A 17,286-nucleotide genomic window follows, 5' to 3' on the forward strand; every position below is an offset into this window, starting at 1 on the left:
GAACCTAACCCCCCACCCCCATCGGCGCCCCGTCCAGTTCGAGCCGCATTGCCGCGCGCAACCGCAACGTCCCCACCAGCCGCTGGAACGACTCCGCCCAGTACCCCCCGGCACCGGGTGACGCGTTCTCCGGCTCGTCGGGCACGGCCGTGAGGGCGTCGAGACGGGCGGCCTCCGACGGGTCGAGGCAGCGCTCCGCGAGTCCCATGACCCCGCTGAAGCTCCACGGATAACTCCCCGCATCCCGCGCAATATTGAGCGCGTCCACAACGGCCCGCCCCAGAGGCCCCGCCCAGGGGACACCGCATACCCCGAGCAACTGAAACGCCTCGGACAACCCGTGCACAGCTATGAACCCGGCCACCCACTGGGCCCGCTCGGTGGAGCCCAACGTGCCGAGCAGCTTGGCCCGCTCGGCCAGCGACACTGCCCCCGGCCCCCCGGCTTCCGGCGCCGAAGGTGACCCCAACAGTGCCCTCGACCAGGAGGGATCGTGCTGCCGCACCGCCGCCCGGCACCACGCGGCATGCAGTTCGCTCTGCCAGCCGTCCGCCACGGGCAACGCCACGATCTGCTCCGGCGTGCGCCCGCCGAGCCGCCGGGACCAAGTGGTGAGCGGGGCCGCCTCGACCAACTGGCCGAGCCACCAGGACCGTTCACCCCGGCCGGCCGGCGCCTTGGCCACCACCCCGTCGCGCTCCATGCCCGCATCGCACGCATGCGGCGCCTCGACCACGATCGTGGGCCCGCGGCCCGTATGGTCGACGGCCACGCACGAGCCGGCGCGGTCCGCCATCCGCCCAGCCAGCGCCGAACTCGGCAGCGCGGACAGCAGCTCCGCCGCCGTGGCCCGTACATTGCGGCTCCGGTCGGCCAATGCCTGTTCCAGGAACGGCTCGTCCGCCGCGCACAGCCCTGTGCGCAGAGAGTCGAGGAACATCAGCCGGTCCTCGGCCCGTTCCGTCGCCCAGGTCGTGGCGAGCAGTTCGCGCGCGGCTGCCGCGTCCCGCGCCCGTATCGCCGCGAGGAGTGCCACCCGCTCGGCGAACAGGCCCTCCTGCCACAACTGCCGTGTCCGCTCCGGTTCTCCGATACCGGGCAGCGCGGCTCCGCCGCCAGGTATCGCCCGCAGCGCGAACCGCCAGTCCGGGTTCAGTCGTGCCAGCCACAGCGCACGCGGACCCGCGAATGTCAGCGCGGCCGGCCGAAGATCCGTACGCCCCCTGGCCGCGTCCAGGAGCGCGGGCAGCAACTCCGGGGGTGCCGCGAAACCGCGCTCGTTCGCCAGGGCGAGCCACTGCGGCAGCAACTCCATGAGGTCGGGCGCCGTTCCTCTGCGGCCGCCGCTCCCCGTGCCAGGCCGGTCGGCGAGGAGCATCGCCAGCCTGCGCGCGGCGGGGCGGGGAAGCGCCGGACGCGGATCCTCCGCCGCCGGCTCCGGCCGCGCCGCCGCCCGCCCCGGCCGCAATCCGGCCCGCCGTCGCACCGTCTGTACCGCCGCTGCGTCCAGCAGGGCTGCTGGGGCCTCCCGTCCGGGCGCCGTCCCCGGCAACGTACGCCGCTCGGTCCCGAGCAACGCCACGGTCACGAGCTCCTCCCAGGAGCTCCCGGTGGGTGCGTCCGTCAGAGGGAGGGGGCTGTTCATGGGCATTCCTTCCGTGCGGGGGTGAGGGAATCAGGTGAGCTGGTCGACAGGGAGAGACCTTGCGCCGGCGTCAGCACAGCGGCACCGCCTCTCCCGCTTCCTCAGGCCACGCCGTCAACGGCGTGAAGCCTCGGTGGCCGCACTCTCCGAACACCGTGACCGGGGCTCCGCCCGACAGCGCGACCAGGCGCCACAGGCCGGAGCGGGACTGGGCGGCAGGGGTGAGGGGGAGCGCCAGGTCGCTGTCGGCGTCCGCCAGTTGCCAGGAATCGGCGTCCGGGGTCGGTATGACGCGGGCCAGCGTCACCGGGTGGGAGTCCAGCCATGGGTCGTCCCGGAGGGCCTGGCCGTACCGGGCCGCCGCCTGTGCCACGCTCACCCCCGGTGGGCGGAGCGTCACGGGGGAAGGGGGCGTGAACTGCTCGCCCAGGGCCACCCGCGGCCGGCCCGCGCCTGTGTACGCCGATACCTCCGCGTCGAGGGCCAGTCCGACGGGCAGTGCCAGTTCGGGCGCGCGGCCGGCAGCTCCGTATGACAGGAGCAGTACCGTGCGTCCCGACTCCGCTCCGTGCAACCAGATGCGGCGGGTCGTGAGGCGGCTGTCCGCCGTGTCGTACTGGGCGAGGACCAGCCAGCGGTCGCGCTCGGGTGGGCCGTCCGCCGAGCCGGGCAGCCCTATCCGGGAACGGACCGTCGCCGCGAGTCCTTCCGGTAGCCGCTCGCGCCGCAGCCAGCCCTGGTCGAGCAGGTGGAGCAGGGCACACTCCTCGAGCAGCCGGACCGGCCAGCCGGGGCCGGAGGACGGAATCGCCCCCAACTCCCGTACACGCGCGGCCAGTCCCGGCGCCTGCGCGTCGACCATCCGGGCCGCCGTCTCCTCCCACAGCCCGTATCCCGCCTGTTCCGCCGTGGCCAGACCGCCGCGCAGCAGGTCCGTCAGCCGCTGCTCCAGCTCCGTCGCGCCGGCCGTGATCCGCTCGGCACGCCGCTCCGCCCGGCGTCGCGCCGCCTCGGGATCAACCGTCGGAGGGCCGGACGTCCCGCTCGTCGTCCGCTTCTCCTCCGCGCGCTGTCTTCTCCCCTTTATCCACTGCTCTGCCCAGTCCGGCGCCTGCCCCCGCGGCACCGAGCTGTCCGTCCCGCTCTCGCCCGCCCAGAGCAGCAGCAGTCCCAGCGCGTGCTTGCACGGGAACTTGCGGCTCGGACAACTGCACTTGTACGCGGGCCCCGTGGAGTCCGCGAGGTCGATGACCGTCTGATACGGCTTGCTGCCACTGCCCCTGCACAGTCCCCATACCGTCCCCTCGTCAGAACTGCCCGCCTCCGACCACGGCCCGGCCGCGCCGAGTTTGCTTCCCGCTTTGCGTGACGCGGAGTCAGGTGCCAGTGCCAGCACCTGATCCGCAGTCCAGCGCACCCCCTGCTGAGTCATGACATCGAAGGTAGATCCCACCACTGACAATCGACCCTCGCGAGGGTATTTGCGCAGGTCAGAGCGCATTGTCAGTGGTGTGGTGCAGGGTGGACACCAGATCCGAACCGGCCGACCCGGCCGAGCTGGAGGGGGACCTAGCCATGCCTGTTTCCGTCGACCCGACGTCTGTCGACCCGAGCCGCGATCAATCCGCGCCCGCGAACACGAGCGCGGGCGGGCGTACGTCCGTGCAGGCGCCCGCGGGACAGAAGGGCGAGGAGCTGCGGCCGCACGCCGAGGACGCGTTCGCCGCCGAGCTCGCAGCGCTGGCCGCGCAGGACGACCGCCCGCGCCCGGACCGCTGGCGGATGTCGCCGTGGGCCGTCGCGATGTACCTGCTCGGCGGCACCCTGCCGGACGGCACGGTGATCACACCGAAGTATGTGGGCCCGCGCCGCATCGTCGAGGTCGCCGTCACCACACTCGCCACCGACCGGGCACTGCTCCTGCTCGGCGTGCCCGGCACGGCGAAGACATGGGTGTCCGAGCACCTGGCAGCCGCGGTCAGCGGCGACTCGACGCTGCTTGTGCAGGGCACGGCCGGCACACCGGAGGAGGCGATCCGGTACGGCTGGAACTACGCGCAGCTGCTCGCCCACGGCCCGAGCCACGACGCACTGGTGCCGAGCCCCGTCATGCGCGCCATGGCGGAAGGAATGACCGCGCGCGTCGAGGAGCTGACCCGTATCCCCGCCGACGTACAGGACACGCTCATCACCATCCTGTCGGAAAAGACGTTGCCGATACCGGAGTTGGGTTCGGAGGTGCAGGCCGTACACGGCTTCAACCTGATCGCGACCGCCAACGACCGCGACCGAGGTGTCAATGACCTGTCCAGCGCCCTGCGCCGCCGCTTCAACACGGTGGTGCTGCCGCTGCCGGAGAGCGCCGACGCCGAGGTCGACATCGTCTCGCGACGCGTCGACCAGATCGGCCGCTCCCTCGACCTGCCGGCCGTGCCCGACGGCATCGACGAGATCCGCCGCGTCGTCACCGTCTTCCGCGAGCTGCGCGACGGCATCACCGCCGACGGCCGTACGAAGCTGAAGTCGCCCAGCGGCACGCTGTCGACCGCCGAGGCCATCTCCGTCGTCACCAACGGACTTGCCCTGTCCGCCCACTTCGGGGACGGCGTCCTGCGCGCGAGTGACGTCGCCGCCGGCATCCTCGGCGCCGTCGTCCGCGATCCGGCGGCCGACCGCGTCATCTGGCAGGAGTACCTGGAGGCGGTCGTCCGCGAGCGCGACGGCTGGAAGGACTTCTACCGCGCCTGCCGGGAGGTGAGCGCGTGAACGGATCCCTGCCGGAGGCCGCGCGGGCCGCAGGTGCCGGGCGCGGTTCGGGTCCCCTGCTGCTCGGAGTGCGGCACCACGGGCCCGGTTCGGCGCGGGCTGTGCGGGCGGCCCTGGAGGCGGCGAGCCCTCGGACGGTGCTGATCGAGGGCCCACAGGAGGCCGACGCGTTGATCGCGCTGGCCGCCGAGGAAGGCATGCAGCCGCCCGTCGCGCTCCTCGCGCATGTCGTGGACGAGCCCGGTCGGTCGGCGTTCTGGCCGCTGGCCGAGTTCTCCCCGGAATGGGTGGCCATCCGCTGGGCCCTGGAGCACGGGGTTCCGGCCCGCTTCATCGACCTCCCCGCCACGCACACGCTGGCGTGGGGGCAGGAGGAAGCACCGGATGCGTCAGGGGCGCAGAACAGGCCCGACGCGTCCGCGACACCGGACGGGCCTGATGCGTCCGGAACACCGGACGGGCCCGAAGCACCGGAGACGTCAGCACCGGATACGTCGCAGACTTCGGGCAGCGGCGCGTCCGAGGAAGCCATCCGGATCGATCCGCTCGCCGTGCTCGCCGAGACCGCCGGGTACGACGATCCCGAGCGGTGGTGGGAGGACGTGATCGAGCACCGGGGGGTCCGCGGCTCGGACGCGTTCGGGCCCTTCGAGGTGCTGGGGGAAGCCATGGGGGCGTTGCGGGAGGCGTACGGGAGCGGGGGACACGAGCGGGATCTCGTGCGGGAGGCGTATATGCGGCTCCAAGTGAGGGCGGCACAGCGGGAGTTCGGGGACGACGTGGCTGTGGTGTGCGGGGCCTGGCATGTGCCCGCGCTGCGGCACAAGACGGCCGTCGCCGCCGACAAGGCGCTGCTCAAGGGCCTGCCCAAGGCAAAGGTGGACATGACGTGGGTGCCGTGGACGCACCGGCGGCTCGCCCGGGCCAGTGGTTACGGCGCGGGGATCGACTCGCCCGGCTGGTACGGGCATCTGTTCAGCGTTCCCGACCGGCCGATCGAGCGCTGGATGACAAAGGTGGCGGGGCTGCTCCGCGGCGAGGACCGGATCGTGTCGTCGGCTCATGTCATCGAGGCGGTGCGGCTCGCCGACACGCTCGCCGCGATGCGGGGCCGCCCGCTGCCGGGGCTGACCGAGAGCACCGACGCCGTACGGGCCGTGATGTGCGAGGGCTCGGATGTGCCGCTTGCGCTCGTGCACGACCGGCTCATTGTCGGCGACGTACTGGGCGAGGTGCCCGAGTCGGCGCCCGCGGTGCCGTTGCAGCGTGACCTGGCCCGGATCCAGCGGCGGCTGCGGCTCAAACCGGAGGCGCTGGAGCGGGAGTTGGAGCTCGACCTGCGGAAGGAGAACGACGCCGGGCGCAGCAGGCTGCTGCACCGGCTGCGCCTCCTCGGCATCGAGTGGGGTGCGCCGACGGAGTCGCGGGGGAGCACGGGTACGTTCCGGGAGACCTGGCGGCTGCGCTGGGAGCCGGAGTTGGCGGTGCGGGTCGCCGAGGCCGGGGTATGGGGCACCACGGTGCTCGCCGCGGCGACCGCGAAGGCCGAGGCGGACGCCGTCGCGGCGGGCGTCCTGGCCGACGTCACCACCCTTGCGGAGCGCTGCCTCCTCGCCGAACTCCCGGACGCCCTCCCCGTGGTGATGCGGATCCTCGCCGACCGCGCGGCCCTCGACGCGGACGTCGGCCACCTCGCCCAGGCCCTCCCCGCCCTGGTCCGCTCGCTGCGCTACGGCGACGTACGCGGCACGGGCACGCAAGCCCTGGCCGAGGTCGCGGCGGGTCTCACCGAGCGCGTCTTCGTCGGTCTGCCGCCGGCCTGCGCCGCCCTCGACGCGGACGCCGCCGAGGAGATGCGTCGCCATGTCGATGCGGTGCATGGAGGGGTGGGCCTGCTGGGGGAGGTGCGTACGGAGGCGTCGTCTGCAGCCGCGGGCCAGGATCCTCGTCCGGAGACCGACGGCACCGGTATACGCACCCGCTGGCATACCGTGCTTCGGACGCTCTCCGCGCGCGAAGCGATCCCGGGGGTCATACGGGGGCGGGCCGTTCGACTGCTGCTGGACGACGGGGAGTTGGTCGAGGGAGAGGCCGCGCGGCTGATGGGGCTTGTGCTGTCGCCGGGGACAGCGCCGGGGGATGCGGCGGCGTGGATCGAGGGGTTCGTCGGCGGAGGCTCCGGGGGCGGGATGCTGCTCGTGCACGACGAGCGGCTGCTCGGGCTGGTCGACGCATGGCTGACCGGAGTGCCGGGGGACGCGTTCACGGACGTATTGCCGCTGCTGCGGCGGACCTTCTCGGCGTACGAGCCCGGGGTGCGGGGCACGCTCGGCGAACTGGTCCGCCGCGGGCCGGGAACGCGGGAGCGTGCCGCGGCCACCGGCTCCGCCATACCCGGCTTCGCCACCGACCTCGACACCGACCGCGCGGACGCCGTCCTGCCGATGCTGCGCCTGCTCCTGGGGCTGGACGAGAACGACGCCGACGCTGACGACGCAACTGGCAACGACGCGGTTGGCAACAGCGCGAACAACAGCGACGCGAACAACAGCGACGCGAACGACAACGACCTTGCGGGGGTGGGCAGATGAGCACGGAAGCGACGGGCCGGGCCGGCGCGGCCGTCAAGGCCGGTGCCTCCGACGAGCGGCTTCGGCGGTGGCGGCTGGTGCTGGGCGGGGCGGAGGCGGACGGCACCGGGTGTGAGCTGGCCGGGCAGGACGCCGGGATGGACGGGGCGTTGGGGGCGCTGTACGGGGGCGGCGCCGGGGCCGTCGGCAAGGGGCGGGCGGGGAAGGACCGGTCGGCGGGGCTGGGGGCCTCCGCGCCGTCAGTCGCCCGGTGGCTGGGGGACATACGGACGTACTTTCCGTCCTCCGTGGTTCAGGTCATGCAGCGGGACGCCATCGACCGGCTCGGACTGTCCACGCTGTTGCTGGAGCCGGAGATGCTGGAGGCGGTGGAGGCCGATGTCCACCTGGTCGGCACGTTGCTTTCGCTGAACAAGGCGATGCCCGAGACGACCAAGGAGACGGCACGTGCCGTTGTGCGGAAGGTGGTCGAGAACCTGGAGAAGCGGCTCGCGACCCGCACCAGGGCCACGCTCACCGGCGCCCTGGATCGCAGCGCCCGCATCAGCCGGCCGCGCCACCACGACATCGACTGGAACCGCACGATCGCGGCCAACCTCAAGCACTATCTGCCCGAGTACCGGACGATCGTGCCGGAGCGGCTGATCGGTTACGGGCGCGCGTCCCAGTCCATGAAGAAGGAGGTCATCCTCTGCATCGACCAGTCGGGTTCGATGGCGGCGTCCGTCGTCTACGCCTCGGTCTTCGGCGCTGTACTGGCCTCGATGCGGTCCATCAACACCCGGCTCGTCGTCTTCGACACGGCCGTCGTCGACCTCACCGACCAGCTCGACGACCCGGTCGACGTCCTGTTCGGCACTCAGCTCGGCGGCGGTACGGACATCAACAGGGCGCTCGCGTACTGCCAGTCGCAGATCACCCGCCCCGCCGACACGGTGGTCGTGCTCATCAGCGACCTCTACGAAGGAGGCATACGGAACGAGATGCTGAAGCGGGTCGCGGCGATGAAGGCGTCAGGGGTGCAGTTCGTGACGCTCCTTGCGCTGTCCGACGAGGGGGCGCCCGCGTATGACCGTGAGCATGCGGCGGCGCTCGCCGCGCTGGACGCACCGGCGTTCGCGTGCACGCCCGACCTGTTCCCGGAGGTGATGGCGGCGGCGATCGAGAAGCGCCCGCTGCCGATACCGGACACCGGGAGCCCGGGGCGGTAAAAGGGGGGCATGCGGGGCTGGTTGCAGGAAACCGGACATGAATGCCCAACGGGAAGGGGGGCTTGCGCAACCTCCCGACTCCCGTGCAAGGATCGTCGCGACTTCAACGGTGCGCCGTGTGCCGCCCCGTCCTACTTCGTGCCCGCCTCGTCCCGCCGCACGGGAGGCTCTCCCCGTCTTGACCGTGTCGACCCTGTCAGCCGCACTGCCCGGTGCCGCTCTGCGTATGACGCGCACGGCGGCCGGACGGCGTGCGCTGCAAGTGGGGTTGCTGGTGGGTGGGTTGTTCGTGCTCGGGATGCTGTGCGGGGCGCGGGCGGGCGCGGCGGACGGTGCGACTTCGGGTGTGACGGCGACGGGCGTCGTGCGGTCGGTGACGGGTTCGGCCGAGCCGGTTGTGACGGGGTCGGTCGGAGCGGTTGCGCGGGGCGCGGAGCAGTGGCATGCGGAGCGGCCGGGTTCGGAGCAGCGGTCGGCGACTGCTGAAACCTCCAGGGCAGGAGCCGCCGGGGCTGAAACCTCCGGGGCTGCAACCCCAGGGGCTGACGGATCTGGAGCCTCCGACGGCATCGGGCTCGACGGCTTCGCCGGCCTTGGTGAAGCCGCGTCCGAAGCCGAAGCCACCCCCGGCGACGCGTCGGTGTCCGGGGCCGACTCGGAGCCCGGCGTCGAGACCCCGGCCCGCCCCCGCACCGTCGCCCCCCTGGTTCCCGTCCACAAGGCGACCGCCCCGGTGGCCGCCCCCGTGACCGACGGAGTCCACCGCGTCGTACGCCCGGTCACCGAGCAGGTCATACGGCCGGCCACCGATGGCGCCGTACGGCCCATAGGTGGCCTGGTGGAACAGGTCGTGGGCGGTGGCGTTGCCAAGCCCGAGGCGCCCGCCTCGCTATGGTGGCCGCCTCTGGCTGTACTCCCCGGACTTGAACTCCCTGCTCTCCCGCACCTGCCGGGAGTGCCCGTTCTGCCGGGACAGACGTTGCCGGCCGGTTCGAAGCCGCAGTTGCCCGGTGGGGCGGCGGACGAGAGCGGGTCCGCCGGGCAGGACGCCCGAGAGAGGTCCGGCGACCGGTCCACGGGCGCGTACGGGCCGCAGTTCAGCGGCGGCGACGTGGCGCCCGATGCCGGCGCGAGCGACAACGACGAGGCTGCGCGGCACCCCGCGCAGCCGCCCGCGCACCAGGAGCACGAGGGTGCCCCGAGGGGTGCGCTCGGGCATGGTTCCGCGGCCGACAACGGTCCGCCGCGGCACGGCGACGCGCATGCCGTCGCGTTCGGCAACCGGGCACAGCTGAGGCTGGTGCCCGGTATCGCAGCGGCGGTGACCGCGGCCGAGACCAGGGACAGGTACCGGGACATTCCCGTTTTCCCCGGCTAGGGCAGCACTTCCCGCGCTGACCTGCCGCGCGGGGGCGGAACAGGTCTGCCCGTCGTCCGGACATCCCTCCGATCTCCGGACACAGCCAACGGGATCCGGACCGGAGCCGCTGCCGACACCACCGGTCCTCAACTCCCCGGACCGGTAAGGGATCGGCACCGCATCCGACACCGGAAGCCCCCCCCACTCCCGAAGTCCTCAAGTCTCGGTATCCCGAAGGATCTGAAGCACGCATGCACAAGAACATTCGCCGTTCCATCGTCATCACCGCCGGGGTCACCGGCGCGTGGGCGCTCGGCTCAGCCGCCGCCGGCGCTGACGAACTGCCCAAGTCGACGGCTTCTGTACCCGACGTGTCCCTCTCCGTGGACGACGCGACCGGCGGCGCGGTCGACAGCCCCGTCGGCGAAGTGGTCGATGACGTCCTGCACGACGCCTCCGACGCCTCCACCGTCACGGACACGATCACCGGCATCACCGGCGCCCCGACCACCAAGGCGCAGAGCACCGCCTCCCACACGACGATCAAGGCGCACGACGCCGTCACCGGTACCACTGCCGAGGCGAAGACAACCGCCTCTGCGGAGACGAACACGAAGGTGGCCGGCGGCGTAGCCGACCAGGCCCGCCAATACGTCGAGGCCGAGCTGCCCGCCCACGAGGTCGCCCGGGCGAAGGCCGCCGCGCAGGAGGCCAGGACCGCGGCGGCGAACAAGGCGGCGAACGCCGTGTCCGACGCCGCCGGCCCCCGGGACGAGGTCGACTACCTCTTCGGCCCGCTGTCGACTTTCGCCCCGGAGCTCGAGCAGGCGCTCGCCGCCGCGCAGACCAAGCTCACGGCCACCGAGCGGGCCGCGACGGGAGTGCCGTCCAACGTCCGGGCCACGATCCGGCAGACGGCCGCCACCGCCGACAGGACGGTCGCGTCCTTGGGCCGGACGGCTGCCCCCGTCGGCACCACGATCGACACCGCCCGCCAGACCGTGAACGGTGCCCCCGCCCAGGTCCAGGCCACCGTCACCTCCCTTCCCTCCACCGTCCAGGGCATCCACGCCACCGCCACCCCGGTCGTCGACGAGACCGCCGGCTCCGCCCTCCCGCCCGTCGCCCCAGACGCCGTCCACGGCGTCACCCCGGTCGCCGGTGAGGCGGTCGGCGGCGTCACCCCCGTCGCCGACCAGGCCGTCCACGGCGGCGTACCCGTCGCGGGCCAGGCTCTCGGCGGGACGACGGCGCTGGCGTACGGAGTCGTGGCCGATGCCCAGACGTACGCAGGTGGAGTCGCCCAGGACACCGCCCCGTACCCGCACGGCGTCGTCGGCGACGCGCAGACGTACGCGTACGGCGTCGCAGGCGGCGTCCCCCCGTACGCCACCGGCCTGGTGGGTCAGGTAACCGAAGACACCGCCGCCTCTCTCCTCCCACCGGTCGCCCGTACCGCCGTGGACGGTGTGGTGCCGGTCGCCGGGCAGGCCGCGGGTGACGCGGGCGTGCTCGCGGACGGTGTCGTCGGTGATGTGCGGCCCTTCGCGGACGGCGTCGTGGGTGACGTTCCGCCGGTCGCGGACGGCGTGGTGGGCCAGACCAGCCCGTTCGCGCAGGGCGTCGTCGGACAGGTGCCGACGTTCGCCGAAGGCGTCGGCGGGGCCGTGCAGCCGGTCGTGGAAACCCTCGTCGGCTACGCGCAGCCCGTCGCGCAAGGCGTCGGCGGCAGTGCCACGACGCTGGCGTACGGCGTCGCGGGCGATGTGCAGCCCTTCGCGTACGGCCTTGCCGGCGAGGTCTCCCCGTTCGCGGGCGGTGTCGCCGGGCGGGCCGCGCCCCTCGCGCAGGACGTGACCGGGACCGTCGAGACGGCCGGTGGGCCGCTGGTCCACAACGCGGCCACCGGCGTCCAGGGCGCGGCCGAGTCCGTCACCCCGAGCTACCTGCCGAGCGCCGCACACGGCACTGCGTACGGCGCCGTGTACGGCATCTGACCGAGCGCCGTACGCCCAGCCGTACGGCACCCGACCGACTCCGCGGGAACCAGCGCCGGGCAGCCGAAAACCATCGGCCGGCCGACCTGAATCCCGCGGACAGGGGCGGGTGGTCCCCAATGGGGTGGGGACCGTCCGCCCTGCAACCCCTGAGTGGCTGTTCGCGCGTTCCTCAGGGGCTGTTACAGGGGCCTCACCAGGCCAACCCCAGCCTGGTGAGGCCCTGATCAGACCCGCATCTGTGACCGTAATCACCGCTCAGGTGTGATCTGCGATTTACGACCCCGCCGTCAGCGGCGATAGCCTGCGGTACGGACATGCCGCGTGTCGGCCACCGTGCCCACGCCCTCCTAGTGACCGCGCAGTCACGTTGCCCTCGCGGCACGCCCACGGAGACCAACGAACCGCGAGATACCTGATAGGGACGGACGCGCGTGGACCTGTTCGAGTACCAGGCGAGGGACCTCTTCGCCAAGCACGGTGTACCGGTGCTGGCCGGTGAAGTCATCGACACGCCTGAGGGGGCGCGCGCGGCGACCGAGCGTCTTGGCGGCAAGTCCGTCGTCAAGGCCCAGGTCAAGGTCGGCGGCCGGGGCAAGGCCGGCGGCGTGAAGCTGGCCGCCACCCCGGACGAGGCCGTCGCCCGCGCGACGGACATCCTCGGCATGGACATCAAGGGCCACACGGTCCACAAGGTGATGATCGCCGAGACGGCTCCCGAGATCCTCGAGGAGTACTACGTCTCGTACCTCCTCGACCGCACCAACCGCACCTTCCTCGCCATGGCGTCCGTACAGGGCGGCGTGGAGATCGAGGTCGTCGCGGAGGAGAACCCCGACGCCCTCGCGAAGGTGCCGGTCGACGCCAACGAGGGCGTCTCGATCGAGAAGGCCCGCGAGATCGTCGCCCAGGCGAAGTTCCCGGCCGAGGTCGCCGACCAGGTCGCCGACATCCTGGTGACGCTGTGGGAGACCTTCATCAAGGAGGACGCCCTCCTCGTCGAGGTCAACCCGCTCGCCAAGGTCGCCTCCGGCCAGGTCATCGCCCTCGACGGCAAGGTCTCGCTCGACGAGAACGCCGACTTCCGCCAGCCGGAGCACGAGGCGCTGGAGGACAAGGAGGCGGCCGACCCGCTCGAGGCCGCCGCCAAGGCCAAGAACCTCAACTACGTCAAGCTCGACGGCGAGGTCGGCATCATCGGCAACGGCGCGGGTCTCGTCATGAGCACCCTCGACGTGGTCGCGTACGCCGGTGAGGCCCACGGCGGTGTGAAGCCCGCCAACTTCCTCGACATCGGCGGCGGCGCCTCCGCCCAGGTCATGGCCAACGGCCTGGAGATCATCCTGGGCGACCCGGCCGTCAAGTCCGTCTTCGTCAACGTCTTCGGCGGCATCACCGCCTGTGACGAGGTCGCCAACGGCATCGTGCAGGCCCTGGCCCTGCTCGCCGAGAAGGGCGAAGAGGTCACCAAGCCGCTGGTCGTGCGCCTCGACGGCAACAACGCGGAGCTGGGTCGCCAGATCCTGTCGGACGCGAACCACCCGCTCGTACAGCGCGTGGACACCATGGACGGCGCGGCCGACAAGGCCGCCGAACTCGCGGCTGCGAAGTAAGGAAGAGGGACTCAGACCACCATGGCTATCTTCCTCGACAAGGACAGCAAGGTCATCGTCCAGGGCATGACCGGTGCCACGGGCATGAAGCACACCAAGCTCATGCTGGCCGACGGCACGAACATCGTCGGCGGCGTGAACCCACGCAAGGCCGGCACCTCCGTCGACATCGACGGAAACGAGATCCCGGTCTTCGGCACGGTCGCCGAGGCGATCGAGAAGACGGGCGCCAACGTCTCCGTCCTCTTCGTACCGCCGGCCTTCGCCAAGGCCGCCGTGGTCGAGGCCATCGACGCCGAGATCCCCCTCGCGGTCGTGATCACCGAGGGCATCGCGGTCCACGACTCCGCCGCGTTCTACGCGTACGCGGTCGAGAAGGGCAACAAGACGCGGATCATCGGCCCGAACTGCCCGGGTCTGATCACCCCCGGCCAGTCGAACGCCGGCATCATCCCGGGCGACATCACCAAGCCGGGCCGCATCGGCCTGGTCTCGAAGTCCGGCACGCTGACGTACCAGATGATGTACGAGCTCCGTGACATCGGCTTCTCCTCGGCCGTCGGCATCGGTGGCGACCCGGTCATCGGTACGACGCACATCGACGCGCTCGCCGCGTTCGAGGCCGACCCCGACACCGACCTGATCGTCATGATCGGTGAGATCGGCGGCGACGCCGAGGAGCGCGCGGCCGACTTCATCAAGGCCAACGTGTCGAAGCCGGTCGTCGGTTACGTCGCGGGCTTCACCGCGCCCGAGGGCAAGACGATGGGCCACGCCGGCGCCATCGTCTCCGGCTCCTCCGGTACGGCCGCGGCCAAGAAGGAAGCGCTCGAGGCCGCCGGTGTGAAGGTCGGCAAGACGCCCACGGAGACGGCGAAGCTGGCGCGCGCGATTCTCGCCGGCTGAGTTTCTTCGGCTGAACGCTGAGTGGGCCCGTATCCCTCGCTGGGGTGCGGGCCCACCTGCTTTTCCCGCAGCGTCAACGGCTCAACGGCTCAACGGCTCTGGGGGCTCAGTCTCTCGGGGCCGTTCGCCGATTCCGACTTCAGCTTTGCCCGTAGCTTCTGTTCTTTGTCCGAGAGGGTGCCGGGGACCGCTCGGGGCGGTACGCCGTGGATCTTCTCGCCCGGGGGCACCGGAGGTTCGTAGTGGCTCGGGGCCGTTTTGGCGGTGATGGCCGTGGCGGTGACGAGCAGGGCGGTGAAGGCGATGGCCGCGCGCGTCCACTGCTGGGCGCGGCGTTCGCTGCTCATGCGGACTGCTACGGGTTTCGGGGCGGTCCGCAGGCGCTCCTTGTCCGCCAGTTTCATCAGTCTCGTCAGGCGGCGTCGTAGCTCCTGTCGATCCGTCAGGTCAGAGAACTGCTCGTCGATCGCCTGGCGTGCGTGCAGCAGGCGGTTCGCCGCCGCGACGGTGCTCGCCTCCGTCTCGGCCGCTGTTTCCGCCAGGCCGATGCCGAGGCCGTCGTGGAGGAGCAGCGTGCGCCGGTACGCGGGCGGAAGGCTCAGCAGTACGGAGAGCAGGCGGCGATCGCTCGGGGCGGCGGGCGGTGTGTCCGGGCGCCGGTGGCGAAGGCGCACCCGATGCCAGGGCGACAGTGCGTACTCGTAGGCCACCGCCCGCACCCAGCCCGCCGGGTCCGGGTCGACCGCCACCTCCGGCCAGCGTTGCCAGGCCAGTTGGAACGCACGGTCCACGGACTCTCGCGCCAACTTCCGCCGCCCGGTGAGGAGATACGTCTGCCGTACGAGGCTGGGGACGCAGAACGCGTAGAGCGCGTCGAAGGCTTGGGCGGGGGTCGGGGTGGGGGCGGAGGGCTCGGGCTGGGCCACGGCTTCGGCCACGGGCCAGGCTTGGGCCACCGGCTCAGCCGCAGGTTCGGGTTCGGGCACCGGCTCAGGCTCGGGCTCGGGCTCGGGTTCAACCTCAGGCTTCGCATCGAGCGGAGCCAACTCCTCCAACAACCGTGCGTACGCCTCCCGCCTGCGCCCCCGTGGCGTAGTGCGGCCGGTCTCCCAGGACCGAACCGTCCTGGGGGTGACGCCCACCCTGGCGGCGACCTCGGCCTGGCTCAGGGAGTGGGCCTGGCGCAGACGGCGACGTTCCTTGGGCGGCGGCAGCGGACTGGCGGGGCTTCTGGCCGGGCTTTGTGTCACTGGGCGCCCCTCCAGACATATGAGTGCATAAAGCATATTTTGAGCGACGCGTCCAGACTTCGCCCATTACGCCGGGAAAGTGCGTGTCGTTGGGAGTATGGCGGCGTGACTCACCCAACCCACTCGGCCTACTCGAGGCACCCGGCCCGCGCGGCCCGTCCGATCCACCTGACCGACCGCGGCCCGATGCCGCCGCACCCGCCCACCCGGTCGCCCGGACCGGTTGGCGGCCTCGTCGGCGGTGTCCTCGCGGCCGGGCTGGGGCTCGGCTCGTTCGCCGTCCTCGTGATACTCCTGTGGATCAGTTCGCCCTACCCGGACAGCGGTCCCGACGGGGCGTTGCACATCGCCGCCGCTCTGTGGCTGCTGGCGCACGGCGTCGAGCTCGTCCGCACCGAGACCCTTTCCGGCGTACCCGCGCCGGTCGGTGTCACTCCGCTGCTCCTGATCGCGCTGCCCTCGTGGCTGCTGCACCGAGCGGCGCGCGACGCGGCGGAGGGCGACGGCGGGGGCGCGGTGCCTGCCGCCCGCAGCGCGTGGGGCGGTGTGGTCGCGGGCTATCTGGCGGTCGGCGGGGCAGTCCTGCTGTACGCCTCGGGCGGTACGTTCCGCCCGTCCTGGACGGTGGGCGTCGTGTGGCCGCCGCTGTTCGTCGTGGCCGCGGCGGGGGCAGGGGTCTGGACGGCGTACGGGCGCCCTGGCGGGCCCCTGCCGCCATTCGTCCGTCGTGCCCTTCCCAAGGGCGTACGCCGTCTCGTCGCGGGCGGCGTTCTCATGGCCGCCGGGCGCGCGGCGGGGGCCGGGGCGGCGGTGCTCGTCGGGGGCGGGGCACTGCTGGTGGGCGTTTCGCTGGTCTGGCATGGAGTGGCGGCCCGCGCCTCGTTCCTGGAACTGACCGAAGCATGGTCGGGTCGTGTGGCCGTGCTTCTGCTGGCGCTGGCTCTTCTGCCGAACGCGGCGGTATGGGGCGCGGCGTACGCACTCGGCCCGGGCTTCGCTCTCGGGGCCGGGCACGTGACGGATCCCCTGTCCTCGTCGCCCGCGCCCATGCTGTCGGCGTTCCCCCTGCTGACGGCGCTGCCGGACGCGGGCCCGGGGACCCCGCTGAACTGGGCCGTGGCGTCGGTGCCGCTGGCCGCGGGGGTGGTGGTGGCGTGGTTCGCGGTGGCGGCGGGGGTGCCGAGGGGGGAGGGAGCGGGGGACGTGAGCCCGACGGCGCCCGCGCGTGGCGAGGCCTGGTCGCGCGGGCGGGTCTCCGGAACCGTGGCGCTCGCGGCGCTTCTTTGCGGGCTCGCCCTCGCGGTGCTCGCCACACTGGCCGGTGGGCCCCTCGGGGTGGCCGCACTCGCCGACTTCGGCCCTGTCTGGTGGCAGACGGGGCCTGCGGCGGCGGGGTGGACCGCGGTTGTGGGGGTGCCGGTGGCGGTGGGGCTGCGGGCGTGGCGTCTGCGCGAGCCGCGGGCGCGGAAGCTTCAGGGCGCGTCCCAGTCCTGGCTCACGTGGTCTTGGCCCTCCTGGACTCGGCCCACGTGGCTGCGGGTGCCCCGGCGACGGCACCGGGAAGTGCTGCCTGCCGTCCGTGAGGAGCCCGGCTTCGAGCCGTACGACTTCCTGCCGGTCGACCCGGTCGAATCGTCGGACCCCTTTGCTCCCGGGGCGGGGGGTGGGGTGGGAGGGTTCTCTTCCCCAGCCCCGCCCCTTCCCGAAACTGGGGGCTGCGCCCCCAGGCCCCCGCGAGGGGGTGAGGGGTGACACTGCGTGTCGCGGCTGCGGGTGCGTCGTGGCTGGTCGCGCCCCGCGGCGGAGCCGCTGATGTCACAGCCCCGCGCCCCTGAATCGCAAAAGCCTGCGCCTTCCCGCGCCCCGAGCAAGCCGCGCCCCGAGCAAGGCCCGTACCCCCAACTACCCGCACCGGCCCACGGCCCGGCACCATCACCCACCCCAGGG

The 17,286-nt window shown here is 72.4% G+C and carries 11 protein-coding genes; 8 read left to right on the forward strand and 3 right to left on the reverse strand.

Annotated features, from left to right (window positions below):
- Window positions 1-4 precede the first annotated feature (4 nt).
- Window positions 5-1,645, reverse strand: a complete 1,641-nt coding sequence (locus ABD357_RS06990) for a DUF5691 domain-containing protein (RefSeq protein WP_344388265.1) — start codon at window positions 1,643-1,645, stop codon at window positions 5-7.
- Window positions 1,646-1,715: 70 nt separating this feature from the next.
- Window positions 1,716-3,077 (reverse strand): SWIM zinc finger family protein, encoded by a 1,362-nt coding sequence (locus ABD357_RS06995; protein ID WP_344388267.1) that lies wholly within the window; start codon window positions 3,075-3,077, stop codon window positions 1,716-1,718.
- A 143-nt stretch (window positions 3,078-3,220) separates the two neighbouring features.
- On the opposite strand from ABD357_RS06995, the gene ABD357_RS07000 reads away from it, so the two are divergent.
- The 7 genes from ABD357_RS07000 (at window position 3,221) to sucD (ending at window position 14,089) form a co-directional block, all read left to right on the forward strand.
- Window positions 3,221-4,411 (forward strand): ATP-binding protein, encoded by a 1,191-nt coding sequence (locus ABD357_RS07000; RefSeq protein ID WP_344388381.1) that lies wholly within the window; start codon window positions 3,221-3,223, stop codon window positions 4,409-4,411.
- On the forward strand, window positions 4,408-7,002 hold the full coding sequence (locus ABD357_RS07005) for a DUF5682 family protein (protein ID WP_344388270.1): 2,595 nt from the start codon (window positions 4,408-4,410) through the stop codon (window positions 7,000-7,002). Before ABD357_RS07000 ends, ABD357_RS07005 begins: the two co-directional genes overlap by 4 nt.
- Window positions 6,999-8,213, forward strand: a complete 1,215-nt coding sequence (locus ABD357_RS07010) for a VWA domain-containing protein (protein WP_344388272.1) — start codon at window positions 6,999-7,001, stop codon at window positions 8,211-8,213. Before ABD357_RS07005 ends, ABD357_RS07010 begins: the two co-directional genes overlap by 4 nt.
- A 184-nt stretch (window positions 8,214-8,397) precedes the next feature.
- The gene (locus ABD357_RS07015; protein WP_344388274.1) at window positions 8,398-9,591 is read left to right on the forward strand and encodes a hypothetical protein; all 1,194 of its coding nucleotides are present in this window, start codon (window positions 8,398-8,400) and stop codon (window positions 9,589-9,591) included.
- A 233-nt stretch (window positions 9,592-9,824) separates the two neighbouring features.
- The gene (locus ABD357_RS07020; protein WP_344388276.1) at window positions 9,825-11,570 is read left to right on the forward strand and encodes a hypothetical protein; all 1,746 of its coding nucleotides are present in this window, start codon (window positions 9,825-9,827) and stop codon (window positions 11,568-11,570) included.
- Between the two features lie 434 nt (window positions 11,571-12,004).
- Complete coding sequence (gene sucC / locus ABD357_RS07025; protein WP_344388278.1) at window positions 12,005-13,183, forward strand: ADP-forming succinate--CoA ligase subunit beta; 1,179 nt, start codon at window positions 12,005-12,007, stop codon at window positions 13,181-13,183.
- A 21-nt stretch (window positions 13,184-13,204) separates the two neighbouring features.
- A complete protein-coding gene (gene sucD / locus ABD357_RS07030; protein ID WP_033329097.1) occupies window positions 13,205-14,089 on the forward strand; it encodes a succinate--CoA ligase subunit alpha in 885 nt (294 codons plus the stop codon).
- A gap of 89 nt (window positions 14,090-14,178) precedes the next feature.
- On the opposite strand, the gene ABD357_RS07035 is transcribed toward sucD, so the two are convergent.
- Window positions 14,179-15,339 carry a helix-turn-helix domain-containing protein gene (locus ABD357_RS07035; RefSeq protein WP_344388283.1) on the reverse strand — a complete coding sequence of 387 codons (1,161 nt, stop codon included), beginning with the start codon at window positions 15,337-15,339 and terminating at the stop codon, window positions 14,179-14,181.
- 186 nt (window positions 15,340-15,525) lie between these two features.
- Between ABD357_RS07035 and ABD357_RS07040 the strand changes: the two genes are divergently transcribed.
- Complete coding sequence (locus ABD357_RS07040; protein WP_344388383.1) at window positions 15,526-17,091, forward strand: cell division protein PerM; 1,566 nt, start codon at window positions 15,526-15,528, stop codon at window positions 17,089-17,091.
- Window positions 17,092-17,286 lie beyond the last annotated feature (195 nt).

Source organism: Streptomyces vastus, from assembly GCF_039532825.1.
GTDB classification, from domain to species: domain Bacteria; phylum Actinomycetota; class Actinomycetes; order Streptomycetales; family Streptomycetaceae; genus Streptomyces; species Streptomyces vastus.